We start from the raw sequence: 23,960 nt of genomic DNA, 5'->3' as shown, positions 1-23,960 counted from the left end.
ATTCAATGTTTTTTTCGCATATTTTTTGAAAAAAAAGAGGTTCTTAAGTATTGCGTTTATACCTAAAGCATTGCTATAAAGGCGTTATGGCATGTTAAACAAATTCTTGAACCTTAAATAAACGATATTAAGAGGACGTAATCTTCATGAATAAATCAGAATTAATTGATGCAATTGCAGAGAAAGGGGGATTATCTAAGGCTGACGCAGGTAAAGCTTTAGATGCTACAATTGCTTCTGTTACTGAAGCTTTAAAAGCGGGTGATACAGTTACTTTGGTCGGTTTTGGTACTTTCGGTGTAAAAGAACGTGCTGCACGTACTGGCCGTAACCCACAGACTGGCGCTACTCTTGAGATCAAAGCAAGCAAAGTGCCTAGCTTCAAAGCGGGTAAAGGCTTAAAAGACGCTGTAGCTTAAGCTTACCCAGCGATGAAACGCGCCTTCTTTGGCGCGTTTTTTATTGATAAAATAAATTGTGATGATTAACACATTCATTCAATGGGTATTTTCGGTTAAAATCCTTTGCAAATAAAATATTGGAATACTTATGGAAGCTTTTCGTAAAGTTATTAAGGGTTGGTTGGGTAAAGTTTTACTCGTTCTGTTTTTGACCCCGTTAGCGCTTGTAGGTATTGAAGGATATTTTAGCGGCGGGAGCTCTGATGCGGCAAAATCCGTGAACGGAACTGAAATATCTCAAAAAGAATTAGAGTCACTGACGAAATCATTTAAAGAACAATATCTCAGTTATGCCAATGGCGATGAAACCTTGCTGAATCAAAGCTTCATTGACCAGAAAGCCATGGATACTTTGGTTTCACGTACCTTATTGCTACAACAGGCAGAAGAATTAGGCATCAGCCTGAGTGACCAGCAAATTGTACAGATGATTGCCCAGCAGCCGACTTTCCAGCAAGATGGTAAGTTCTCTGATGCTTTATATGAGAACTATCTTAAATCAATTGGCATGACCAATCGTGCTTTAGTCGAAAGTTTGCGTAAAGATCATGCGCTGAAAATGCTGTCTTCGACATTCCTGGACTATCCACTGGTGAGTCCGGTCGAAATGCAGCAAATTGCCGATTTACAGACTGAACAACGTCATATTCATATTTCCAGTATTAATCTGGACAGTTATAAACAAGATGTCAAAGTCAGCGATGCTGAAGTCGCTGCCTATTATGAACAGCACAAGGCATCGTTTACACAGCCGACCAGTGTAGATGTAGACTATGTGGTGTTGAAGCCAAGTGATATTCAAGCACAGGGTTTGGCAGTGACAGATGCTGAACTTCAGGAAGCGTATACAGCCTTTGTTGCGACACAAAAACAGGCAGTTAAACCAGAGGTGAAGCATATTTTGATTACGGCGGACAGTCGTAGTGATGCTGAAGCACAAAAACTGGCTGCAGAAGTGGCAGCGAAAATTAAAGCCGGTAACACTTTTGCACAGGCTGCAGCACAATATTCTGAAGATCCTGAATCCAAGTCTAAAGGCGGAGCAATTGCAGTCTATGAAACTGGCGTATTTGGTAGCACATTTGACCAGACTGTTAGCTCTTTAAAATCAGGTCAGGTCTCTGCTCCTGTGAAAACAGATTATGGCTATCATATTATTTCTGTGCAATCACCTGATGTGGCTGTGCCATCTTTTGAGTCACAAAAAGCACGTTTATCTGAAGAGGTTTTGGCTGCTAAAAAATCCAATGCATTCTCCGATACGGTGAATAGCTTGAATGATATGGTGGTGGGAAGTGATTCTCTGGAGGTTGTTACACAAGAAGTGAAAGGCGTGCAGGTTCAGAAAGCCCAAGGAGTAAAACTTTCAACCCGTGACCCAGTGTTGAGCGATGCCAACCTTAAAGTCAAACTGTTTAATGATGATGTCAAAAATGGTGATCGTAATGCTTCATCAAGCATTCAGTTGGCCAATGGTGATGTGGCCTGGATCAAGGTGCGTGACTATCATGCAGCTGGTGAACAAACACTGGCAGAAGCGAAACCGCGTGTTCAGGCTCAACTGATTGAAGACAAAGCCGCTGCTTTGGCAAAAGCAAAAATTCAGAAAGCTCTGGATGAGTTCAAAACCAAACCTGCTGCATCAGTCGCCAAAGGTGCTTTGATTTTTGAAGATGCTGGCGTGTATACCCGTGCTGAAGGTTTGCTAAAACGTGATGTACAACGTGCCGCTTTTAGTCTTCCGACACCAAAAGCAGGCCATTGGTCAGTGACCACAGCGAAAATGCCAAATGAGCTGGTCGTGGTTGCGGTATCAGAAGTAAAGAAAAACCCGGTGGATGTATTGAGTGCAGAGCAACGTAGTGAGTTGGTGAAGTTGTATCAGCAACTTCGTGGTCAGCAAGAATTTGATGACTATACGCGCTACCTGAAATCTCAGGCAAAAATCAAATAAGACGATCTTGAATAAAAAAACCAGCCTGCGGGCTGGTTTTTTATGCTCTAGCCAAATGAGGGTTTAAGCACGAATAATCAGTTCATAACCGGTATATTTACGCATATTGATTACACCGGTATCCAGAATTAAATACTGACCTTTAATACCCTGTAATTTGCCACGAATCACCGGAGTTTTATCCAGATTATGTGATTTAATCTTTTCTGGATATTGCTCGACCGGATAAATAAACTCACGTGGCAGTTCATCTTCAAGCACTTCAATATTTTCATTAAACTCAAGATTCTGATTAAATTCTTCACGAATGCTTTGAATTTTAGGTGCAAATTCTTCTAACAGCTGTTCACGGATTTCAATCAGATTCAGTGGTTCTGCTTCACCTTTGAGCAGCTTGCGCCAGTCTGTTTTGTCTGCGACCTGCGTACCAAACATGACTTCCAATTTGCCAGAGAGGCGACGTGAGCCAACTTTCATAATCGGCAGGGCTTGGGTTGCGCCCTGATCCAGCCAGCGGGTCGGCATTTGGCTGGTACGGGTAATCCCGACCTTTAATGCACTGGAATTGGCTAGATAGACAATATGCGGTTGAAAGCAGACATTCTGGGCAAATTCATCTTCGCGGCAAGTGCCTAAATGATAATGACAGGTTTCTGGCTTCATGATGCACATATCACATGAAGCATTGGTCTTAAAACATTTAAAACAGTGACCTTGCGAGAAAGATTTTGAGGTTTTATTGCCACAAGATACGCAATAAATTTTCCCTGTCCATTCAATCTCGATGTCTTGGCCCAAATTAAATGGAAGATCGATTTCTGCACGATCCAGAATTAATTTATACTCAACATTTGCCCGCTGTATCTGTTGATCAGTTACACTAAGGTCTTTGAGGCCGACATGCATTTTATGGCAAATGCCCTGAAGTTCCATAAAGATTACTCACTTAAATCATAAGGATGCAGTTATGGCTGAGCAGAATGTCATTACTTCAATGCTAGACGATTTCGCACAGGAACAGCCAATTCATACTGCTATTTGTATTGGGCAGGACTTAAGGCAAGTCCAGTTTCAGCCATCTATTCAATGGCACTATTTTAGCGTATCTGGCTTTTTAAATCTGCCTTTTCAGCAGCGTTATGACCTGGCTGTGGTAATGCTGGATACGATAGAAACCGAAAACTTGTCTGAACAGATCATGAGTCAAATCTTGGTGAAATTGCGTGATTTATTTGCTAAACGTCTGGTGGTGATCAGTCGGCTGCAAGATGAAAAACTATTGAGAGCTTTGGGATTTACCCAGCTGATTGACAAGACCACGCACGGGGCGGATTTTGCGCTGTGGCAGTTTAATATTTTAACCTATAAGCATGTGCCCGACTGGTTTAATTCCAAGTTCTGGGCCAATCCGGAAAACTGGGATAAATTTCGCTGGTAAGCCTATGCCTGCTTAATTGCAAATATTAACACAATCCTGCCTAGACAATATGAGGACAGACCGTATTCTGTAACTATGATGCATACAGGATATAGAGCATGACGAATCTGAGTAATATCGTGGAAATATTGGCCAAGCAGGCATTGGGTGGCGGGCAGTCTCAAAAGCGATCTTCACAGCAGGGTGGTCTGGCAGATATCCTGGGATCGGTATTGGGTCATTTGAATAAATCTCAGACTCAACAAGATCAGAGTCAACACAGTCAGAATCAGCAGAATCAAGCCGGCCAGCAGACCCGACAAAATGGTTTAGGTGCAATTTTAGGTTCAGTTCTCAGTCAGTTAGGTGGGGCAAATCGTCAAAGTACTGCTCAATCCCGTTCAGGATTGGGAGGAGGTTCGACTGGCAAAACCTTATTGATTGCGGTGCTACCTCTGGTACTGACCTGGATTCAAAAACAGGGTGGTTTACAGGGTGCATTGGATAAGCTTAAAGGACAGGGGTTGAATAGTCAGGTTGATGACTGGGTGTCGACTGGCCCGGGTGAAAATGCCAATGTTGATCCGCAGCAGGTACAAAATCTGTTTGATGATCAGGAAATTGAAGAAGTTGCACAGCAAACTCATGCGCCTAAACAGGATGTGTATAGTGCAATTTCACAAGTTTTGCCGCAGATTATTGACTCACTTACGCCACAGGGTGAACAGACCAGTAAGCAGGAAGCCAATAATGATATTCAAAATGTCTTGAATATGGTCTCAGGGCTTCTCAAAAAATAAATTCCATCATTAAAAAATCCCGATTTGAGTCGGGATTTTTTAATGCTATGCAGACTTTAAAATCGCTAATCTAGGTTCAGGCTAAACAGCTGGTTAGAGTCGCAGATTTTTTTGGCAATATAATGAGATTTTCGGGTACGAATTAAAATAATTTGCGATTGAAAACCCAGTTCACCAAATTCCGGTTCTACCTGTACATAATGCAGTTGCCCATATTCATCTCGAACCCGCGCTTGAGCAGAAAATCCAGGGCGGGCATTGCCACTTGAAATCGTTGCCAGACGGCCGAGCAAATTGACATTATTCTTTTTATATTTGGGTGGAATGACCTGATCCAGGCAATGAATCATGAAAATCGTAAAAAAAGTGGCAATAATTAAAGCTGGAATAATCAGATAATAAGCGGGCAGAAACTCAAACTCCTGAGAATAGATCAGGAATTGTAAAACATAGCCAGCAAAGCTGAAATTCATCAGAAAGAAAAATACAATTAGGGTTTTGGAGAATTTGACATTCAACAGGTCTAATTGTTGAAAATTATAAGGTGAAATTTTTTGCAAAAATTTGCTGGATCTGAGTCCAAAATAGAAACCAATGGTTTTCACCACGCCGAATAAAATAATCGCCAATAAACTGAGATGAAAAGGTATCAGATTATAGTCTAGAAAAAATGCAGGCATGGTGAAGTCCGTTTTAGGTCTTATTCTGTGAGGTAAATTCCACCATCAGAATGCACGGTAATTTCTACTTTTTCAAGTGACTGACCTTGGCAAGGCCCGGAAATACATTCACCGCTTTCTACCAAAAATAGTGCACCATGCGTTGAACATTCAATAAATTCCTGATCACGATCCAAAAACTGGTTTTCCAGAAATTCCAGCTCGACTTGCAAATGCGGACACAGGTTTTGATAGGCATAAAAAGCTCCATCGCGCTGGGTAATAAAAATAATATCCCCATTGTCCAGTTCAAAAGAGCGTGCTTCACGCTCTGGAACATCTTCGGTCATACAAATTTTAAACATTAAGCACATTCCTTCTGAAAGTCTTGTAATAATGCCGCATAGTCTTCAATCGCTAAACGTGGGCCAAATTGCGAAACCACCTGACTGGAAATTAAAATCGCCAGTTCAGCCGCAGTTTTAAGACCTAGGTTGGCATTCAAGGCATACAGGAAAGCCCCGGCAAATGCATCACCGGCACCATTCGCATCTACTGCAGTAACTTTGCGGCCAGGCACTTTAAATGTATTGTCGTGATCCGAAATAAGTGCACCCTCGGCTGACAATGTAATGACAACGTGTTGACTGAGTGTTTTTAATTTAACTAGAGCCGCGTCAATATTATCGGTCTCTGTATACATCAGGGCTTCTTGCTGGTTACACAGCAACAGGTCGACACCTTCTGCAATCATTTCATCCAGACCGGCACGCGCATATTGCACCATGGCAGGATCCGATAAAGTTAAAGCAATTTTAACTCCGTTAGCGCGGGCAATTGCACGTGCCTGTTTGACGGCATGGCGTGCTGTTTCAGAAGTCGATAAATAACCTTCGATATATAGCCATTTCGCAGTATTTAGCGCACTAAAATCAATTTGTTGATCCGTGAGTTCAGCAGTAATACCTAGATAAGTATGCATGGTACGTTCAGAATCAGGACTCACCAGAACCATACAAGTTCCCGTTACACCTTCGCTGATCGACTGGATTGTGGTCTGAATGCCTGCATCATTTAAACCTTTCAGATAGATTTGCCCCAGTTCATCATTACCAACACGGCAACCATAAAATGCAGAACCGCCAAGTGCAGAAAATGCCACGGTAGTGTTGGCTGCTGAACCGCCTGAAGCCTGACCCTTATAAACTTGAGTCGCTTGAAGATTTTGATAAAGTCTGGCCTGAGTATCACCATCTGTCAGCTGCATGGTGCCTTTTTGCAAGTGATGTGCAGTTAAAAAGTCGTCAGACACTTTAAATTCTTGGTCAATCAGCGCATTACCAATTGCAAAAAGATCAACATTTGCCATGTTCAAATATCACATTAAAAATGAAAGTGCCAAGTTTACACGATTGCTTGGGATTGCTGTAGTTTGCTGAATCATTTTCAAATATTTTCCAAAAATGCTGTATTTTATTCAGTGACTATCTTTGGTCTAAGATTTGACTTATTTTTATGCACTACGTTGCTGTAGCATTGATTTAAGCATCAAATTTTATTTATAAGGATATATCGCGTTCGACATGATACTTTAAAGTCGCTCTGCGAAGATCATTCTTCACAATCATTTCAAATAGTGTGCGTATATGGATATTAAAATTGTAAAAGTTGAACAACTTCCTGACCAGGTCGAAACGCTAGCGACCCTTGCGCGTAAAGAAGGCTTAGATGTGATGGATAAGTTAATTGAAGAATATCGCACCGGTAAAAACTGCTTTGCTCAAGCCAATGAACATTTATTGGTCGCGCATGATGGCAAAAAACTGATTGCCTGTGGTGGCCTAAACCAGCAATGGGGCGATAATGGCATTGAAGAGCGGATTGGTCGTGTGCGCCGTTTCTATGTCCATCCAAAATATCGGCTACATGGGGTCGGTAAACAGCTTCTGGCTTATCTGGAACAGTTGGCAGCTCCGCATTATTCGGCCTTATGTCTACAAACAGATACCCGACTGGCTGCAAGTTTTTATCAAAAACAGAATTATGTATTTGTGGAAAATAATCCAAGTTATAACTACTTCAAATATTTGATTTCGTGATCTTGCGGCTGTTGAGCCAGACTTAGCCAGTAAATTTGATGATTTAATTTTCAAATGATCAAGTTTACTTAATTCGATCAAAATCCTCGGTTTTCAACGTGAATAATTCAGATAACTAAAGCTATAATGTCCTTAGTTATTTTAATTAAAGCATTAGGAGATCGCATGACTGTAGATGTCACTGAAACCATTTCTCAAACTGTACATCCTGCGTTTCAGTTGTTACGTCAACAACATGTTGAAGCTTTAGACATTTTTGTGTCTGAATATAAACATAAAGTGACTGGCGCCACACATTATCACCTGGCGACCAATCACGATGAAAATGTCTTTCTGGTGGCGTTTCGTACCCAGCCGATGGATTCTAAAGGCGAAGCACATATTTTGGAACATACTGCATTATGCGGTTCAGAAAAGTTCCCGGTGCGCGATCCATTCTTCCTGATGATCCGCCGTTCATTGAACACCTTCATGAATGCCTTTACTGCGGCAGACTGGACGGCTTATCCATTTGCAACGCAAAACAGCAAAGATTTTCAAAACCTGCTTGAAGTGTATATGGACGCGGCATTTGCTGCGAACCTGAATCCACTGGATTTTGCACAAGAAGGCATTCGCATTGAGCTGGAAAATGGCGAGCCAGTCTATAAAGGCGTGGTCTTTAATGAAATGAAAGGGGCGATGAGTTCGCCTTCAGACCAGCTTTATCATACGCTGGCGCATCATTTATATCCGCATACCACTTATCATTATAATTCTGGCGGTGATCCAAAAGATATTCCTGACTTAACTTACCAAGAGTTAGTCGATTTCTATAAGTCACATTATCATCCAAGTAATGCAGTCTTCATGACTTTTGGTAATCAATCTGCATTTGAACTGCAAGAACAGTTTGAAAAACTGGCATTGTCCAAATTTGAGCAAGGTCAGACCTTATATCCAACGCCTGAAACCCGTTTGACTGCACCATTGACTGTGACAGACAGCTATGCAGTCGATGCTGAAGATTTGCAGGATAAAACCTATCATGTGCTGTCATGGTTATTGCCAGAAGCCAGCAATATTAAACTGCGTTTGGGTATGCGTTTAGTCGAAGGGATTCTGCTGGAAGATTCAGCATCACCACTGCGTCATTATCTGGAAACCTGTGATTATGCACAGTCTAGTGGTCCATTTATGGGTGTGGATGATTCTAATTTTGAAATGACCTTCTACTGTGCGGTGCAGGGTTCAAATCCTGAACATGCAGAAGAATTTAAAAATGGCGTGTTTAAAGTTTTAGAAGATGTCGCCTCTAAACCGGTCGATCAGAACATGGTCGATGCAATTTTGCATCAAATTGAACTGCATCAGCGTGAAATCAATGGGGATGGCACGCCTTATGGTCTGAGCCTGATTCTGAGCGGTTTGGGCAGTGCGATTCATCACCGTGATCCGGTGGAAGTCTGGGATGTGGATTCCGCGATTGCTGCGGTGAAAGAAGAACTACAAGATCCAATGTGGTTATCCAACCTGATTCAAGAGCATCTGCTGGATAATCCGCATCGTGTACAACTGACGCTGGTTCCGGATGCGACCAAATCTGCCAAAGAAGCGGCCGATGAAAAAGCCCGTCTGGCTGAAATTGGCAAGAATCTGACCGAAGAGCAGAAAGCAGACATTATTGCCCAGACTGAAGCATTGAATGTGCGTCAGGATACACCGGATGACTTGAACTTATTGCCAAAAGTCGGTCTGGAAGATGTACCTGCGGAATTACAGATTGTTCAGGGCCAGTTACGCGAGATTATCTGTAATCAGGTCGATACGCCGTTGAATCTGTATCATGCCGGTACCAATGGTATTTATTATCAACAGGTTTTAGTGAATATTCCAGATGAAGTGGTGCAATCACCATACTTCAACCTGCTTTCGATTTTGATGGGTGAAGTCGGTGCGGGTGAATATGATTATCTGGAATTCCAGCAACTGCAAACTGCGGTAAGTGGGGGTCTCGGTATGGGCGCATCGTTGCGTTCTAAAGTCGATGACAAAAACAAGATCACGGCTTGGCTGACGCTGACCACCAAATCACTGGTGAATCATTTAGATGCCATTCGTCTGTTGAAGATTGGTTTTGAACAGCTACGTTTTGATGAAAAAGACCGTATTATTGAACTGTTACAACAGCGTAAAACACGCTGGCAGTCACGTGTTTCCGGTTCGGGGCATAGCTATGCGATGCAATCTGCATCTCGTCAGCACAGTGCCTTGGCATTGCGTGATTATCACAATACTGGTTTGGGTGCATTAAACTGGCTGATCGAGCTGGTCTCTAAAATTGAAAAAGATCCGGCTGAATATGATCTGCTGATTGACGAGTTAAAACGAATTCATCGTGTCCTGTTGCAAGCACCGAAGCAGTTCCTGCTGGTGTGTGAAGAGCCACAATCTGATAGCTTGATTGAAGAAATCCAGAATGTCTGGGACAAACTGGCGGTTGATCCTGCACCGGTTGCACTGACTCAAATCGAAAAAGTGACGCATGATCAGCATGAAGCCTGGTTAATTCAGGCCAATGTCCAGTTCTGCGCGGCTGCTTATCCGGCGGTCGAAGTGGCGCATCCTGATGCTGCTGCCTTGATGGTGCTGGCGGGTTATTTACGTAATGGCTTCCTGCACAGTGCAATCCGTGAAAAAGGTGGTGCTTATGGCGGTGGTGCCAGCTATGACGGCAATGCCTGTTCATTCCGTTTCTACAGCTACCGTGACCCGCGTCTGGCAGAAACTTTCCAGGACTTTGATGCCAGTATTCAGTGGTTACTCAATGCGCCGCAACAGCCGCATCAACTGGAAGAAGCGATTCTGGGTCTGATTGCCAGTATGGATAAACCGGGTTCACCAGCGGGCGAGGCAATCACTGCATGTTATGCCTATCTGCATCAGCGTACACCAGCATTCCGTAAGAAATTACGTAAACGTCTGTTAAATGTCACACTGGATGATTTAAAGCGTGTTGCACAAACTTATCTGCTTGAGCAGCAGGCCACTAAGGCAGTCGTGGCGCCAGTGGCAAAACGTGAAACGCTAGAGCAGCTTGGTTTTGTAATTCAACAAGTTCTATAAATAAAAAAATGAGGATAAGGGATGGCGCTTAATTCGTTTAGGCGCTCAACTCTGCAGCTGAGCGTTGTGCTGGGCTGTACAGTTGGGACGCAAGTGAATGCGGAAGAAAAAATAGTGGTGAATAGTCCCATGCCGGCAACGGCTGAAGCCTGTGCAGCACTGGAAATCAGTGCAGAACGTTTGGCCTGTTATGATAGCTTGTTCAAAATAGCGATTACCGATAAGCCGGTGATCGTTTCTGAACGTCGTGCAGCAGCAGAAATTGCGCCTGAACCTGATAATTTAAAAGCCAAGATTGGACAAACCGTTTCCAATATTTATGCTTCTGAAGGATCAAAGCTGACACCAAATCTGTCTTTGCTGGATAGTCGCTGGGAATTGTCTCCGGAAAGTAAACTGGGTACCTGGAACATCCGTTCTTATCAGCCAATTTATCTGATGCCCGGTTTTTGGACTTCAAAGAAAAATGAATTACCCGAGAGTGAAAATCCCAACAATATAGAGACAGAGAAACAGAATCTCACCTCAACTGAAGCTAAGTTTCAACTGTCTTTAAAGACCAAGGCGGTTGAAAATATTCTGGGGAATAATGGGGATCTCTGGCTCGGTTATACTCAGTCTTCACGTTGGCAGGTCTATAACTCGGAAGAGTCACGTCCGTTTCGTGAAACCAATTATGAACCCGAAGCAAGTTTTGTTTTGCGTACCAATTATGACCTTTTTGGTCTTAACTGGCGTATGTTGGGACTAACCATTAATCATCAGTCCAATGGCCGTTCTGACCCGTTGTCGCGTAGCTGGAACCGCGTCATGCTGAATCTGGGCTTTGAAAAAGACAATTTTGCCCTGATGGTTCGCCCTTGGTATCGCTTTGAAGAGAATCGTGACGACGATAACAATCCCGAGATCAAGAACTATATTGGACGCGGCGACATGACGGCTTTTTATCGTCATAACGAGCATGATTTTTCCTTGATGCTGCGTCATACCTTAAAAGGCGGTGATGACAATCGTGGTGCAATCCAGTTTGACTGGTCATTCCCGATCAGTGGCCGTTTACGTGGTCAATTCCAGCTTTTTGATGGCTATGGCGAAAGTCTGATTGATTATAACCATCGTGCCACTTATGTGGGCTTGGGTGTTTCATTAATGAACTGGTTCTAAGTTTCCAGGCTTCATCATTTTAGAATTAATATAAAAAAACCATGCTGTAGCATGGTTTTTTTATTGGGTGGTTTAACCAATCTGGATTTCTGAAGGCGGATGTTTGATTCGGCTCTTTTTCGGGGTAGCAATGAAATAAGCTAAAGTCAGTGGCCCTAAACGTCCTGCAAACATTAACAGCATCAAAATAATCAAACTGGCAGGTTGCAGTTCTTCGGTTATTCCTCGGGTCAAGCCGACCGTACAGGCTGCTGACACGGCTTCAAATAACAGATCGAGAAATTCATGTTCAGGTTCCAGAATTAATAAACTCATAAAACCCATCACAATTAAGGCTGCCGTAATACAGACCACAGCCAGTGCCTTAAACGTAGTTTTTTCGGGAATAGAATGATTAAACAGACGGATTTCATCTTCACGTCTTAAAAAACTGATTACGCTAATCAATACAATAATAAACGTGCCGACTTTAATTCCGCCCGCCGTACTTAAGGAGCCGCCGCCAATAAACATCAGAAACATGGTGACGAGGGTCGATGCATCACTCATTTGCTCCATCGGTAAGCTATTAAAGCCTGAAGAGCGGGGAACAGTGGCATGGAACCAGGCATTCACGGCTTGATCGCCTAGACTCATCAGGCCCAAAGTTTGCGGATTAGAGGCTTCGAGCAGCCATAGCACAATAAACGCACTCAGATTGAGCCCCAGAATCGTCGAAAGAATGAGCTTGCTATTGGTACTTAACTTGCGCCAGCGTCTATGTTGCTTGACATCCATCAGCACCAGAAAGCCGATACCACCAATGATATACAGCATACTGATGGTAAAGGTGATCAGATACTGCCCTGAAAAGCTCATCAAGCTATTTGGAAAAAGCGAAAATCCACCATTATTGAACGCTGACACACTATAAAAGGCAGCATAAAAGAGTGCTTCACTGAACGGATATTCTCTGAGCCAGGACAAGGTCAGAATCAGCGTACCGATAGCTTCAAAAAACAGGGAATATAAAAATACCGCTTTAATGGTAAAACTGACTTTTTTCAGGCTGGTCTGGCCAATCGATTCCTGTGCCATGACTTGCTGTTTGAGCCCCATCTTGGGTGCCAGACTCATCACTGCCAGAATGGCAAAGGTCATAAAACCCAGTCCACCGCATTGCAGCAGAAACATAATGACAATCTGGCCAAATACCGTATAGGCTTCACCGACATTCACTACGGACAGTCCGGTAATGGTCACCGCAGAAGTAGCCGTGAAAATGGCTTGCAACCAGCTGATATCACCCTGATGGGCAATAGGTAACATCAGTAGCAGTGAACCGATCAGGATTAATCCGAGAAAACCCAAGGCCAATAAACTCGGCGGGCTGAGATTAATGGTTCTATGTTGCTTTAAGTCAGAACTTCTCATAGCGCTTTAAAATATCTGGCGAGATGGCGTAAAGGCTCCAGTAATCCTTCAACCACAAGAATATCGCCTTCCTGCAGAATCAGGTCGGATGCGACCTGGTATTGCACCACTGATCCGCGCTTATGTAATAAGGTGGTGATTTCAGGGGCGTGCTTCATCAGTTGGTTGAGCGGCGTAGCATGATGATCGGCATGAATCTGAATTTTGACAATATAATGATCATCTTCCAGTGCCATATAACGACTGACCATCGGGTAGCTTAAAGACTGAGCCACACGCACGCCCATATCTTCTTCAGGATGAATGATTTTCTCGACATTGAGATGGGTCAGAATCATGTGATGGGATTTGGATTTGGCTTTTACCCAGATTTTTTTGACGCCCATATTTTTCAGGTGCAATACACACAAAATACTGGCTTCAATATCTTCTCCGATCGCCACGACTACGGCATCACAACGCTGCACATTCAGTTCATCCAGCACATGCTCATCGGTTGCATCGGCAATTACAGCATGGGTCAGTTGATCAGAAATATTTTCTACATATTTTTTATTCAGATCGATTCCGATCACTTCATGATTCAGACTGATCAGTTGCGTGGCCACAGTCGCACCAAAACTACCCAGCCCAATCACTGCAAATAATGCCATGAATATTGTCCTAACTATTTTTATTACATCTCAATTTTAGTGTAAGAGAATTTCGTAAAAATTGCGCTGCTATTCAGCAAGCTATGCCGAGATAAATAGTATGATCATGATTTTGAGTTGCACATAAAAAACCGCCTCGAAAGGCGGTCTATATTTTAACAATTACTTCAGGAAGCGCTGATAGCCCAGATTATTGGTAATTTCCTGATATGGATAGGTAATGGTTTCAAGGGTTTCAATCAAGCCATCCGGATTCTGCTGCGCATCGGTCGCCTCCAGACCCACCAGAACACGCCCTTCCGCAGCGCCGTGGTTACGGTAATGGAACAGGGTAATGTTATGCGTTGGGCCAAGACGTTCCAGGAACATTAATAAAGCACCAGGACGTTCTGGAAATTCCACCCGGAACAGGCGTTCATTTTCAATATCGGCATGACCACCGATCAGGTAACGAATATGCAGTTTTGCCACTTCATCATCAGACAGGTCATCGACGTCATACTGGAATTTTAGCGTTTCATAAATTTCCTGACGTTCTTTTTCACCATTTTTTAAGCTGATCCCAACAAATACTTGAGCAGCAGAGACATCACTGGCACGGTAATTAAATTCGGTAATATTGCGACCTTGCAAAGCGCGACAGAAGTTGAGGAATGAACCTTTCTGTTCCGGAATCGTCACGGCAAAAATCGCTTCTTTACGTTCACCGAGTTCGGTACGTTCGGCGATATAACGCAAACGGTCGAAGTTCATGTTGGCACCGCATACAATCGACACCATATTTTTGCCTTCGATTTTATGTTCTTCGACATATTTTTTAATGCCGGCCAATGCCATAGCACCTGAGGGTTCGACAATGCTGCGGCATTCGTCATAAGTATCTTTAATGGCTGCACAAATTTCGTCGGTATTGACCAGTACCACATGTGGTTCTACGATCGGGCCAGAATTATCTGACTTTTGCAGGCGAATCACTTCAAATGGTTTTTCACCAATTTGTGCAACGGCTGTACCGTCAGCGAATAAACCCACAGAAGGTAAAATGACACGTTCATTGGCCTCTAAAGCTGCTTTTAAGCATGCCGATTCGTCATATTCCACCGGAATGACTTTGACATGCGGGGCAACATCACCCAGGTAGGCGGCCACACCTGCGATCAGGCCACCGCCACCTACCGCTACAAATACATAATCGACATCACGCCATTGACGCAAGATTTCATTGGCAATGGTACCTTGACCCGCCATCACCAGCTCATCATCATAAGGCGGAATAAAAGTCATGCCATCTTCTTGAGCGCGTTGAATTGCATATTTGTTGGCAACGTCGAATGAGTCACCATGTAAAACAACTTCACCCCCAAGGCGTTTTACCGCTTGGACTTTAATATCTGGTGTTGTTTTTGGCATTACAATAATGGCGCGAATACCCAATTTTTTACCCGATAATGCCACGCCTTGCGCATGGTTGCCTGCTGAGGCTGTGATGACACCACGTTCCAGTTGAGATTTAGGCAATTGACTAATGCGGTTATAAGCACCACGTAATTTGAATGAAAAAACCGGTTGTAAATCTTCACGTTTAAAGCGGATATTATTATTGAGTCGTTCGCTAATTCGTGGCGCTGCTTCGAGTGGAGTTTCGATTGCAACATCGTAGACCGTTGCTTGTAATATTTGTCGAACCAAACGAGACAGCATGTTAATTTTCCATCTAACAGTTTAAAATAGGCGCTTATTGTAACAAACCATACGGCTTTGCGGTTCGAAAATACTGCAAAAGTCCAAAATAGTTGAGTGAAGCCATGAGTCTATATGCAACCCAAGATGAGAAAAAACAAGCAGCGGCCCGTGCTGCTCTGAAACACTTACCAAAAGGCGGCATTTTAGGCGTAGGTACCGGAAGTACGGTTAACTTTTTAATCGATTTATTGCCAGAACTTCAGTTAGAAGCGGCTGTGGCAAGTTCTGAAGCAACGGCGCAACGTCTTAAGAAGTTAGGCATTGAAGTGGTCGATATGAACTCTGTCGGCGGACTAGATGCTTATGTCGACGGCGCAGATGAAATTGATCGTCATTTGCATATGATCAAAGGTGGTGGTGCAGCACTGACACGTGAAAAAATTGTGGCATCGATTGCGAAAAAATTTGTGTGTATCGTGGATGATTCAAAATGGGTCGGACAATTAGGACGCGATTTCCCACTGCCAGTTGAAGTAATTCCTATGGCACGTTCTGCGGTTGCACGTAAAATTGTCTCTCTGGGCGGTGATCCTGCATATCGTGAAGGTGTCGTGACTGACAATGGTAATGTGATTTTAGATGTGCATAATCTGAATATCTTAAATGCACTCGAGCTTGAAAAAACGCTTAACAATATTCCTGGCGTGGTCTGTAACGGAATTTTTGCGATTAATAAAGCGGACATCGCAATTGTGGCAACCAATGATGGTATTGAAGAACGTACTGCGGTTTAATCCTTTAATTTTATAAATTAAATCCCCCTAAATCTCCCTGAGCGAAGTTTTAAAGCACTGCTTTAAAACAAGTGCAAGAAGGGAGACTTTTAAAAGCCCCTCTTTGAAAAAGGAGGGTTAGGGAGGATTAAAAATAAAATCAATAAAATATGATTCCAAACCTCCCTGAAATCCAAATCACTCGAAAATTACGCGCAACACGCTTGAGACTGCGTGTAGAGCCGACGCAAATTAAATTAACTGTGCCGCAGTTTTGTACACAGCGCCAAGTTCAAGAATTTTTAAAACAATCAGAACAATGGCTGATTAAAACCTGGCAATCGCAGCAGGAAAAAGTCCAAAAAATAGACCGAACGCTACCAACTGAGCTGCAGTTGTTTAATTTAAACATGCCAGTTCAGATTCATTATCAAAGCCAGAAACATAACTTTGTTTTTGATTCTCAGAAGTTACAGCTCTGTGTCAGTGATCGACATCCTGAAGAATATTTAACAGCTTTTGTCATCAGCTATGCCAAAGACCAGCTTCCCCTATATTTAAATCTTGTCTCACAGCAATGCAATCTGCCTTTTAAGAAGTGCAATATTCGACAGCCCAAAACCCGCTGGGGCAGTTGTTCTGCTCAGCATGACATTATGCTGAATAGTGCTTTGGTGCTATTTCCCGAAGAAATTACCCGTTATGTCGCGGTACATGAACTGGCACATACCCAATATTTTGATCATAGTTCACTTTTTTGGGCGGAAGTTCAGAAACATGATGCAAATTTTCAACAGCATCGGAAAATGCTAAAAAATACGCCGTTGCCATATTGGTGGGAAGCTTAAAATTGAACTGAATAGAGAATGAGAGGGAAATAAAGGCTTAAAATAGCCTAAGCAATATAGATATTACTTTTCCATCTCTCTTTAATTTTGAAATTGTGTTCAGTACTTATAAAAAACCAGTAATCCCCGCTGAAACAGTTTAGAAAACCTCAACTTCCTGTCATACTACGCAGTTACGAAATGGAAACTTTGATTTGAGGTAGTGATCGTGATTACTGTTGGTATTGTCGGTGGTACAGGTTATACAGGCGTTGAATTGTTGCGTCTTTTGCTACGACACCCAAATGTACAGGTGAATGTACTAACATCACGTACCGAAAATGGTCGCCGTGTAGATGACATGTTCCCAAGTTTACGCGGACATACCGATCTTCAATATTCAGATTTAAATATCGATGAACTTAAAAAATGTGATGTCGTGTTTTTTGCAACGCCGCATGGTGTTGCAATGAAACATGCCGAAGCGCTTGTGGCTGCAAAGACCAAAGTCATTGACCTGGCTGCAGATTTCCGTTTACAAGATCTGCAACAGTTTGAAAAATGGTATGGCATGCAACATACTTGTCCAGAACTGTTAAAAGACTCTGTTTACGGTTTATCTGAATTGAATCGTGAACAAATTAAACAGGCCAATGTAGTTGGAAACCCGGGTTGTTATCCAACCACGGTTCAGTTAGGTCTGGCGCCAGTATTAACATCAAGTGACGCATTAGTGAAACCTGAAAGCATTATTATTGATGCGAAATCAGGTGTGTCGGGTGCAGGTCGTAAAGCAAGCTTGGGCGGCATCTATACTGAAAATGCCGATAACTTTAAAGCCTATGGCGTAGCAGGTCACCGCCATCACCCTGAAATTGTCGAAGCCCTGGAAAATATCTCAGGTCAAAAAGATGTGTTTGATCACATTTTATTTGTTCCGCATTTGGTGCCAATGATCCGTGGTATGTTGTCGACCATCTACATCGATCTCACTGAAGCAGGACAAGCAGCAGATTTACAGGCATTGTATGAACAGTTCTATGCCAATGAAACTTTTGTCGATGTCATGCCAGCAGGCAGCTCACCAGAAACCCGTTCAGTGCGTGGTGCCAATCAGTTGCGTATAGCCTTGTACAAGCCGCAACCGACCAAGCTGGTAGTCCTGGTTGTACAGGATAACTTGGTGAAAGGTGCAGCAGGTCAGGCCGTACAAAACATGAACCTGATGTTCGGATTTGCCGAAGATGCTGGCTTAAATAATATTGGTTTATTACCATAAGAAACGTATTAGAACTTCACACACATTTAGATTTGGATTTAAATGTGTGTCTTGAATAAAGCAAACAAGAGATCAAAATGCCGAATAACGAGTCAAATACGACCATTCCTCAGGAACCAGCTGCAAAAAAATCTTTGATGAAAGGCAATACGCCCTTGGTCATTGGTGCGGCTGTATTGATCTTGAGTAGTGGTGTGCTCGGATATACCGTAGGACACCGTCAGGGTTTGACTGCGGCGGGTTATGATGCAGATGCAGAGCAACTGGTCGATGTGGTACAGACACAAAAAGCCAGTCTGGAAACATTAAATAAGAATCTGAATACTGCGGTTCAGGAGCGTGATCTGGCGGTGAGTAATGCCAATGATCTCTATCTGGCCATGACCAGGGCGCGTGATGAACAGGTGCAGGCTGAAAGTGTCGGAACCATTTATCGCGAGGTCTTACGTCAGCGTGGCGGTTTGGCTTTGGCCTTGCAAAACCTGTCGATTAAGCCTTTGCCTGAAAATGCCTTTGAATATCAGATTGATCTGGTTCAAGTTAGTCCGGGCAAAAGTCGTGCCTCCGGGAGTATTGAATTACGCCTGATTAAAGGGACTGAAATTCTGGTGGTGCCACTGGAAGACAAAAACTTTAATTTTGAAAATTATGAGCGTTTAACCGGTCGCTGGAGCATGCCAAAAGGCTTTAAGCCAGAATTTATTGAGATACGTCTCAGCGGTGCCAAACCGGTGATCCGTCGTTTTAGCTGGGAACAGGGCAAAGCAGTTGAAAATCAGTCTGCCGCCTTGTCAGAAATTCCGAAAACCGAAGCAAATGCAAATTAAGTGTGAAATATAAATCTTATGCCAAGCAATAAACGTCAAATGTGTTTAAGTGATATCAAAAATTCTTTTTATGAATCTGGAATTGTTGATTGGCATATCAGCCCGCGTTTAGCAAATGAACCTCTGGAAGGTGATGATTCTGACCTTGCTGTGCAGACTGCACCGCCAGAACTGAAACGTCCGCCCTTATATGCTGTCGTTTTAATGAACGACGACTATACCCCGATGGAATTTGTAATTGAAATTTTACAACAATACTTTGCAATGAATCTTGACCAAGCTACACAAGTAATGCTAACTGTACATTATGAAGGAAAGGGTGTAGCTGGGGTCTATCCTCGAGACATTGCGGAAACCAAAGCGAACCAAGTCAATAATTATGCTCGATCACAAGGTCATCCATTACTTTGCCAAATAGAGCCTAAAGATTAAGGGGGTTACATGCTCAGTCGTCAATTAGAAGTATCACTACGTTTGGCTGTCAGCATGGCTCGTCAAAAGAGACATGAGTTCCTGACCGTAGAACATTTATTATTAGCCTTGCTTGACAATGACTCTGCCGTAAATGCGCTTAAAGCATGTGGCGCAGACATTATCGTGTTGCGCAAGGAGTTAGAAGAATACGTAGAACAGCATACCCCTAAGCTTGGTGAAAATAGTGATCAGGCACCACACCCAACAGAAAGTTTTGACCGGATCTTGCAGCGCGCGATTTTTCACGTGCAATCTAGCGGTGGTGATCGGACTGTAGAAGGTGCTGATATTCTGGTTGCAATGTATTCTGAGCGTGACTCATTTGCCGTCTATCTATTGAAACGTCATCAAATTAATCGCCTTACGCTAACTCAGTACCTGTCTCATGGTACGCGTAAAGAAGAAGTACAGGGTGAAGAAGAAATTGAAGACCTCGATGGTGAGTCTGCATCTTCAGCCAGTTCAGGTCCGCTTGAACTGTATACGACGAATCTCAATATCGAAGCGCAAAAAGGCAAGACCGATCCACTGATTGGTCGTGAAAAAGAAATTGAACGTGCCGCTCAAATTCTGTGCCGCCGCCGTAAAAACAACCCACTTCTTGTCGGTGATCCGGGGGTCGGTAAAACCTCGATTGCAGAAGGTTTGGCATGGTTGATCGTTAATGGTAAAGCGCCAAAACCACTCGAAAATGCTGAAATTTTCAGTCTGGATATTGGAGCATTGGTTGCCGGAACAAAATACCGTGGTGACTTTGAAAAACGCCTGAAACAGCTTTTAAATGCGCTGAAAAAGAAACCTGAAGCTGTGCTGTTTATTGATGAAATTCACATGATTATTGGTGCAGGCTCCAGTATGGGCAGCACTATGGATGCATCGAATCTGATCAAGCCTGCATTGGCCAATGGCACTTTACGTTGCATTGGTTCAACCACTTTTCAGGAATACCGTCAGGTCTTTGAGAAAGATCATGCTTTGTCACGCCGTTTCCAGAAAATCGATGTGAATGAGCCATCTATTTCTGAAACCATTGATATCCTACGTGGCCTGAAATCCAAGTTTGAAGATTTCCATCATGTGCAATATGACGATCAGGCATTGGTATCTGCGGTTGAACTTTCTGCGAAGTTCATCAATGACCGTTTCTTGCCAGATAAAGCCATTGACGTGATTGATGAAGCAGGTGCGCAGCGCCGTTTAAAAGCTGAACAAGATGACAGTTTGATCACGGTAGAAAATATCGAAGATATCGTGTCGAAAATTGCGCGTATACCACCAAAAACGGTCTCTAAAGATGACAAGAGTGTACTGGAAAATCTTGAGCGCGATCTGAAACGCGTGGTCTTTGGTCAGGATGAAGCGATCGAAGCTTTAGCGTCGGCCATTAAACTGTCTCGTGCCGGTTTGAAATCGCCCGATAAACCTGTGGGCAGCTTTGTTTTTGCTGGCCCAACCGGTGTCGGTAAAACCGAAGTGACCAAGCAGCTGGCTAAGCAGATGGGCGTAGAGCTGGTTCGCTTTGATATGTCCGAGTACATGGAACGCCACGCGGTGTCGCGTTTAATCGGTGCACCTCCGGGCTATGTCGGTTTTGATCAGGGTGGTTTGTTGACTGATGCGATTCACAAAAATCCACATTGCGTGCTATTGCTTGATGAGATCGAAAAAGCGCATCCAGATGTCTTTAACCTGTTATTGCAGATTATGGATCATGGTTCCTTGACTGACAATAACGGACGTAAATCGGATTTCCGTAATGTTGTCCTAGTCCTCACCACCAATATTGGTGCTGAAAGTATTTCACGTATTAGCATTGGCTTTATGGAACAGGACAATAGCAACGATAACCAGGAAGCGATGAAGAAAGCCTTCTCTCCGGAATTCCGTAACCGTCTTGACGGCGTGATTCAGTTCAAGGCATTGCCAAGCAGCATCATTGAAAATGTCGTGGATAAATTCCTGACCGAACTTCAAGCGCAACTTGATGATAAGAAAGTCATGCTGGAAGTGGATCAGAGTGCGCGTGAATGGATGTCAGAGCAAGGCTATGACCGTTTAATGGGCGCACGCCCAATGCAGCGTCTGATTCAGGAACACCTGAAAAAACCATTGGCAGAAATGATCCTGTTTGGTGAACTGGCTGAAAATGGCGGTAATGTTGCAGTGTCGGTGAAGAAAGAAAATGGTAAAGCTGTTGGCTTAAAACTTGAAGTCTTTGAAGACCAGACTGCTGAACCTGCTTAATCAATATGAAAAAATAAAACCCGTGCAAGCACGGGTTTTTTCATGCACTCATATTTTAAATCATCAAATTCATTCATACAGTTCAAAAGACAAATCATGGATATTCAAATTACCAAGCTGCTCACTACTTTTTGCCTGTTTCTGGTCACGGCATTGATGGAAATTTTAGGCTGTTATTTTCCCTACCTGATTTTAAATCAGGGGAGAAGTCACTGGTTGTGGATTCCGACAGCTCTGGCTTTGGCGGCTTTCGTCTGGCTACTCACCTTGCATCCGGCTGCTTCTGGACGGATTTATGCCGCTTATGGTGGCATCTATATTTTTTCGGCGCTAATGTGGTTGCACTTCGTTGATCAAGTCACACTGTCACGTTGGGATTTGCTTGGCGGGATGGTAGTAATACTGGGGGCACTGATTATAATTCTACAGCCGCAAGGTTTGGTGCGTTAGCAGGATATAACAGCAAACCTCATCAAAAAGAGGCAGCTATAGCGACCTCTTTGTTTTCTTGATGTTTTAATCCTGAATAAAAGCCAATATCTTATTTCTTTAGACTATTTCAATTTGCAATCTTTCTGGGAAATATCAGTTTTATAGGTTTGTGTTTGCGAGCTCAGGCTGAGCTCGACCTTGTATGGGTTTTCAATCTGATAGCGATGCTCAAAGAAAATCTCGCAATTATTGAGCAGATTATTACGGATCATTTTCATCACTTCTTTGCGGCCCAGATCTTTTTCAAATTGGCTAAAATCCGGTGTGGTGATTAAACCTTTCAATGTGGTTTTATTGGCACTTAACTGTAATTGTTCAATAATTGTATTCTGATCGATCTGTAAAGGTAAAGTTCTGGAATCTTCTGCACTCAGTACTGCGAGTAATTCATTCAGTTCAGCTTTTTTCTGAATTTTAAATTTGCTGTCAATAATATTTTTTTCCTGAAGATATTGATCAAATTCAGAAGCATGAACGGAGAAGGTGGCACTGCTAAAACCTGCCAATAGTGCCAAAGCCCAATATTTTTTTTGCATTGTATAACATCACTTTTTATTCCATTTCAATCATGATTATAAGAGCTGAGACAAAAAAAGCACCAGAGATTGGTGCTTAATTTGTGAAGATTCAGCTTTTAATTTAGTCTTTTTTCAGATTTTCATTAATCAGGAATTCAACCAGGGCTTTCTGTGCGTGCAAGCGATTTTCAGCTTCATCCCAAACCACGGCATTTTTATGGTCAAGCAAGTTTTCTGAAATTTCTTCGCCGCGGTGCGCAGGTAAGCAGTGCATAAACAAACAATCCGGATGCGCAAGATCCATCAGGCGTTCATTCACTTGATAGCCTGCAAATGCTTTCTCACGGATTTTTTGTTCTTCTTCCTGGCCCATGCTTGCCCAAACGTCAGTCACGATCAGGTCAGCATTCACGGCTGCATCTTCCGCGGTATCGACCAGTTCAACACAATGCGCAAATTCAGACAGGAATTTTTCTTGTGGTTCATAACCTTTTGGCGCTGCAATTTTCAGATTAAAGCCCCACATGTGTGCTGCTTCAATATATGAATTACACATGTTGTTGCCATCACCGATCCAGGCAACAGTTTTACCTTCGATTGAGCCGCGTTGCTCTACATAGGTCTGCATGTCAGCAAGTAACTGGCAAGGATGGTGATCATCTGTTAAAGCATTAATCACAGGAACTTTTGAATAAGATGCAAAACGTTCCACGATATCATGACCGAAAGTACGGATCATCACGATATCCAGCATGCTTGAAATCACGCGTGCAGAATCTTCAATCGGTTCACCGCGGCCTAACTGGGTATCGCGAGAAGACAGGAAAATTGCGCTACCACCAAATTGGCTCATGCCAGCTTCAAACGAAACACGCGTACGGGTACTCGATTTCTCAAAAATCATGCCCATCACTTTACCAACAAATGGTTGGAACACTTCATTGTTATGCTGTTTGCGCTTAAGCTCAATTGCGCGTTGCAAAATCTGGTTAAGTTCTAAAGTTGATAAATCGCGTAAGGTGAGAAAGTGACGGAGAGCCATTCGTTACTCCACAATAATTGCCGAAAAACTCGATCAACAATCAGTTGTTGGTTAGTTTAAGAAAAAATACGGAATC

At 43.1% G+C, this 23,960-nt stretch carries 23 protein-coding genes; 14 read left to right on the top strand and 9 right to left on the bottom strand.

Going from position 1 to position 23,960, the window contains the following annotated elements; translation table 11 throughout:
* The first annotated feature begins 146 nt into the window (after nucleotides 1-146).
* The gene (locus KT990_RS13060; RefSeq protein WP_004786051.1) at nucleotides 147-419 is read left to right on the top strand and encodes an HU family DNA-binding protein; all 273 of its coding nucleotides are present in this window, start codon (nucleotides 147-149) and stop codon (nucleotides 417-419) included.
* Nucleotides 420-549: 130 nt separating this feature from the next.
* Nucleotides 550-2,415 (top strand): SurA N-terminal domain-containing protein, encoded by a 1,866-nt coding sequence (locus KT990_RS13055; RefSeq protein WP_074382837.1) that lies wholly within the window; start codon nucleotides 550-552, stop codon nucleotides 2,413-2,415.
* Between the two features lie 63 nt (nucleotides 2,416-2,478).
* Here KT990_RS13055 and KT990_RS13050 read toward each other — a convergent pair whose 3' ends face one another.
* Nucleotides 2,479-3,348 carry a DUF2797 domain-containing protein gene (locus tag KT990_RS13050; RefSeq protein ID WP_218208899.1) on the bottom strand — a complete coding sequence of 290 codons (870 nt, stop codon included), beginning with the start codon at nucleotides 3,346-3,348 and terminating at the stop codon, nucleotides 2,479-2,481.
* A 34-nt stretch (nucleotides 3,349-3,382) separates the two neighbouring features.
* Here KT990_RS13050 and KT990_RS13045 point away from each other — a divergent pair, with 34 nt between their 5' ends.
* Both KT990_RS13045 and KT990_RS13040 read left to right on the top strand, forming a co-directional pair.
* Nucleotides 3,383-3,853 (top strand): DUF6231 family protein, encoded by a 471-nt coding sequence (locus KT990_RS13045; protein ID WP_074382836.1) that lies wholly within the window; start codon nucleotides 3,383-3,385, stop codon nucleotides 3,851-3,853.
* Nucleotides 3,854-3,951: 98 nt separating this feature from the next.
* The gene (locus tag KT990_RS13040) at nucleotides 3,952-4,632 is read left to right on the top strand and encodes a YidB family protein (protein WP_180085318.1); all 681 of its coding nucleotides are present in this window, start codon (nucleotides 3,952-3,954) and stop codon (nucleotides 4,630-4,632) included.
* Between the two features lie 65 nt (nucleotides 4,633-4,697).
* Here the strand turns inward: KT990_RS13040 and KT990_RS13035 are convergent, their stop codons facing one another.
* From KT990_RS13035 to KT990_RS13025, 3 genes are read right to left on the bottom strand one after another with little or no spacing between them, the layout of a single operon-like run.
* A complete protein-coding gene (locus tag KT990_RS13035) occupies nucleotides 4,698-5,312 on the bottom strand; it encodes an OB-fold-containig protein (protein WP_218208898.1) in 615 nt (204 codons plus the stop codon).
* Between the two features lie 20 nt (nucleotides 5,313-5,332).
* On the bottom strand, nucleotides 5,333-5,641 hold the full coding sequence (locus KT990_RS13030; RefSeq protein WP_171063348.1) for a Rieske (2Fe-2S) protein: 309 nt from the start codon (nucleotides 5,639-5,641) through the stop codon (nucleotides 5,333-5,335).
* A 14-nt stretch (nucleotides 5,642-5,655) separates the two neighbouring features.
* Nucleotides 5,656-6,660, bottom strand: a complete 1,005-nt coding sequence (locus KT990_RS13025; RefSeq protein ID WP_005171110.1) for an adenosine kinase — start codon at nucleotides 6,658-6,660, stop codon at nucleotides 5,656-5,658.
* A gap of 277 nt (nucleotides 6,661-6,937) precedes the next feature.
* On the opposite strand from KT990_RS13025, the gene KT990_RS13020 reads away from it, so the two are divergent.
* From KT990_RS13020 to KT990_RS13010, 3 genes are all read left to right on the top strand, one after another.
* Complete coding sequence (locus KT990_RS13020) at nucleotides 6,938-7,390, top strand: GNAT family N-acetyltransferase (protein ID WP_100535023.1); 453 nt, start codon at nucleotides 6,938-6,940, stop codon at nucleotides 7,388-7,390.
* A 165-nt stretch (nucleotides 7,391-7,555) separates the two neighbouring features.
* Nucleotides 7,556-10,495 (top strand): insulinase family protein, encoded by a 2,940-nt coding sequence (locus tag KT990_RS13015; protein WP_180085321.1) that lies wholly within the window; start codon nucleotides 7,556-7,558, stop codon nucleotides 10,493-10,495.
* A gap of 21 nt (nucleotides 10,496-10,516) precedes the next feature.
* Complete coding sequence (locus tag KT990_RS13010; RefSeq protein ID WP_218208897.1) at nucleotides 10,517-11,659, top strand: phospholipase A; 1,143 nt, start codon at nucleotides 10,517-10,519, stop codon at nucleotides 11,657-11,659.
* 72 nt (nucleotides 11,660-11,731) lie between these two features.
* Here KT990_RS13010 and KT990_RS13005 read toward each other — a convergent pair whose 3' ends face one another.
* The 3 genes from KT990_RS13005 to ilvA form a co-directional block, all read right to left on the bottom strand.
* Nucleotides 11,732-13,072: a TrkH family potassium uptake protein gene (locus tag KT990_RS13005; RefSeq protein ID WP_074382832.1), complete on the bottom strand. Its 1,341-nt coding sequence runs from the start codon at nucleotides 13,070-13,072 to the stop codon at nucleotides 11,732-11,734.
* Entirely contained in the window at nucleotides 13,069-13,725 is a 657-nt protein-coding gene (locus KT990_RS13000; RefSeq protein ID WP_159515796.1) for a potassium channel family protein, read from the bottom strand. The genes KT990_RS13005 and KT990_RS13000 overlap by 4 nt, the downstream gene beginning before the upstream one ends.
* 162 nt (nucleotides 13,726-13,887) lie before the next feature.
* Nucleotides 13,888-15,426: a threonine ammonia-lyase, biosynthetic gene (ilvA, locus tag KT990_RS12995; protein WP_005171103.1), complete on the bottom strand. Its 1,539-nt coding sequence runs from the start codon at nucleotides 15,424-15,426 to the stop codon at nucleotides 13,888-13,890.
* A 104-nt stretch (nucleotides 15,427-15,530) separates the two neighbouring features.
* On the opposite strand from ilvA, the gene rpiA reads away from it, so the two are divergent.
* From rpiA to KT990_RS12960, 7 genes are all read left to right on the top strand, one after another.
* Entirely contained in the window at nucleotides 15,531-16,202 is a 672-nt protein-coding gene (gene rpiA / locus KT990_RS12990) for a ribose-5-phosphate isomerase RpiA (RefSeq protein ID WP_100355010.1), read from the top strand.
* 149 nt (nucleotides 16,203-16,351) lie between these two features.
* Nucleotides 16,352-17,029 (top strand): M48 family metallopeptidase, encoded by a 678-nt coding sequence (locus KT990_RS12985; RefSeq protein WP_218208896.1) that lies wholly within the window; start codon nucleotides 16,352-16,354, stop codon nucleotides 17,027-17,029.
* A gap of 202 nt (nucleotides 17,030-17,231) precedes the next feature.
* A complete protein-coding gene (gene argC / locus KT990_RS12980) occupies nucleotides 17,232-18,287 on the top strand; it encodes an N-acetyl-gamma-glutamyl-phosphate reductase (protein ID WP_180039757.1) in 1,056 nt (351 codons plus the stop codon).
* Between the two features lie 77 nt (nucleotides 18,288-18,364).
* Entirely contained in the window at nucleotides 18,365-19,114 is a 750-nt protein-coding gene (locus tag KT990_RS12975; RefSeq protein ID WP_218208895.1) for a DUF6776 family protein, read from the top strand.
* Between the two features lie 18 nt (nucleotides 19,115-19,132).
* Nucleotides 19,133-19,546: an ATP-dependent Clp protease adapter ClpS gene (gene clpS, locus KT990_RS12970; RefSeq protein ID WP_005171093.1), complete on the top strand. Its 414-nt coding sequence runs from the start codon at nucleotides 19,133-19,135 to the stop codon at nucleotides 19,544-19,546.
* Between the two features lie 9 nt (nucleotides 19,547-19,555).
* Nucleotides 19,556-21,832, top strand: a complete 2,277-nt coding sequence (clpA, locus tag KT990_RS12965; RefSeq protein WP_005171089.1) for an ATP-dependent Clp protease ATP-binding subunit ClpA — start codon at nucleotides 19,556-19,558, stop codon at nucleotides 21,830-21,832.
* Nucleotides 21,833-21,928: 96 nt separating this feature from the next.
* Nucleotides 21,929-22,282: a YnfA family protein gene (locus KT990_RS12960; protein WP_218208894.1), complete on the top strand. Its 354-nt coding sequence runs from the start codon at nucleotides 21,929-21,931 to the stop codon at nucleotides 22,280-22,282.
* A gap of 104 nt (nucleotides 22,283-22,386) precedes the next feature.
* Here the strand turns inward: KT990_RS12960 and KT990_RS12955 are convergent, their stop codons facing one another.
* Nucleotides 22,387-22,860 carry a hypothetical protein gene (locus tag KT990_RS12955; protein ID WP_180083165.1) on the bottom strand — a complete coding sequence of 158 codons (474 nt, stop codon included), beginning with the start codon at nucleotides 22,858-22,860 and terminating at the stop codon, nucleotides 22,387-22,389.
* Nucleotides 22,861-22,963: 103 nt separating this feature from the next.
* The gene (gene argF, locus KT990_RS12950) at nucleotides 22,964-23,884 is read right to left on the bottom strand and encodes an ornithine carbamoyltransferase (protein ID WP_159138139.1); all 921 of its coding nucleotides are present in this window, start codon (nucleotides 23,882-23,884) and stop codon (nucleotides 22,964-22,966) included.
* Nucleotides 23,885-23,960 lie beyond the last annotated feature (76 nt).

The organism is Acinetobacter sp. F9 (assembly GCF_019195275.1).
Lineage (GTDB): Bacteria > Pseudomonadota > Gammaproteobacteria > Pseudomonadales > Moraxellaceae > Acinetobacter > Acinetobacter pseudolwoffii.
This window is presented reverse-complemented; position numbering and strand designations above follow the sequence as displayed.

Coding starts and splice junctions, on each gene's coding strand:
- KT990_RS12975 (WP_218208895.1), top strand. CDS start 18,365: ATGCCGAATAACGAGTCAAATACGACCATTCCTCAGGAACCAGCTGCA.
- KT990_RS13035 (WP_218208898.1), bottom strand. CDS start 5,312: ATGCCTGCATTTTTTCTAGACTATAATCTGATACCTTTTCATCTCAGT.
- KT990_RS12985 (WP_218208896.1), top strand. CDS start 16,352: ATGATTCCAAACCTCCCTGAAATCCAAATCACTCGAAAATTACGCGCA.
- KT990_RS13055 (WP_074382837.1), top strand. CDS start 550: ATGGAAGCTTTTCGTAAAGTTATTAAGGGTTGGTTGGGTAAAGTTTTA.
- KT990_RS13060 (WP_004786051.1), top strand. CDS start 147: ATGAATAAATCAGAATTAATTGATGCAATTGCAGAGAAAGGGGGATTA.
- argF (WP_159138139.1), bottom strand. CDS start 23,884: ATGGCTCTCCGTCACTTTCTCACCTTACGCGATTTATCAACTTTAGAA.
- KT990_RS13015 (WP_180085321.1), top strand. CDS start 7,556: ATGACTGTAGATGTCACTGAAACCATTTCTCAAACTGTACATCCTGCG.
- KT990_RS13045 (WP_074382836.1), top strand. CDS start 3,383: ATGGCTGAGCAGAATGTCATTACTTCAATGCTAGACGATTTCGCACAG.
- KT990_RS13025 (WP_005171110.1), bottom strand. CDS start 6,660: ATGGCAAATGTTGATCTTTTTGCAATTGGTAATGCGCTGATTGACCAA.
- KT990_RS13050 (WP_218208899.1), bottom strand. CDS start 3,348: ATGGAACTTCAGGGCATTTGCCATAAAATGCATGTCGGCCTCAAAGAC.
- KT990_RS13030 (WP_171063348.1), bottom strand. CDS start 5,641: ATGACCGAAGATGTTCCAGAGCGTGAAGCACGCTCTTTTGAACTGGAC.
- KT990_RS13005 (WP_074382832.1), bottom strand. CDS start 13,072: ATGAGAAGTTCTGACTTAAAGCAACATAGAACCATTAATCTCAGCCCG.
- clpS (WP_005171093.1), top strand. CDS start 19,133: ATGCCAAGCAATAAACGTCAAATGTGTTTAAGTGATATCAAAAATTCT.
- clpA (WP_005171089.1), top strand. CDS start 19,556: ATGCTCAGTCGTCAATTAGAAGTATCACTACGTTTGGCTGTCAGCATG.
- KT990_RS12960 (WP_218208894.1), top strand. CDS start 21,929: ATGGATATTCAAATTACCAAGCTGCTCACTACTTTTTGCCTGTTTCTG.
- KT990_RS13000 (WP_159515796.1), bottom strand. CDS start 13,725: ATGGCATTATTTGCAGTGATTGGGCTGGGTAGTTTTGGTGCGACTGTG.
- rpiA (WP_100355010.1), top strand. CDS start 15,531: ATGAGTCTATATGCAACCCAAGATGAGAAAAAACAAGCAGCGGCCCGT.
- KT990_RS13020 (WP_100535023.1), top strand. CDS start 6,938: ATGGATATTAAAATTGTAAAAGTTGAACAACTTCCTGACCAGGTCGAA.
- ilvA (WP_005171103.1), bottom strand. CDS start 15,426: ATGCTGTCTCGTTTGGTTCGACAAATATTACAAGCAACGGTCTACGAT.
- KT990_RS12955 (WP_180083165.1), bottom strand. CDS start 22,860: ATGCAAAAAAAATATTGGGCTTTGGCACTATTGGCAGGTTTTAGCAGT.
- KT990_RS13040 (WP_180085318.1), top strand. CDS start 3,952: ATGACGAATCTGAGTAATATCGTGGAAATATTGGCCAAGCAGGCATTG.
- KT990_RS13010 (WP_218208897.1), top strand. CDS start 10,517: ATGGCGCTTAATTCGTTTAGGCGCTCAACTCTGCAGCTGAGCGTTGTG.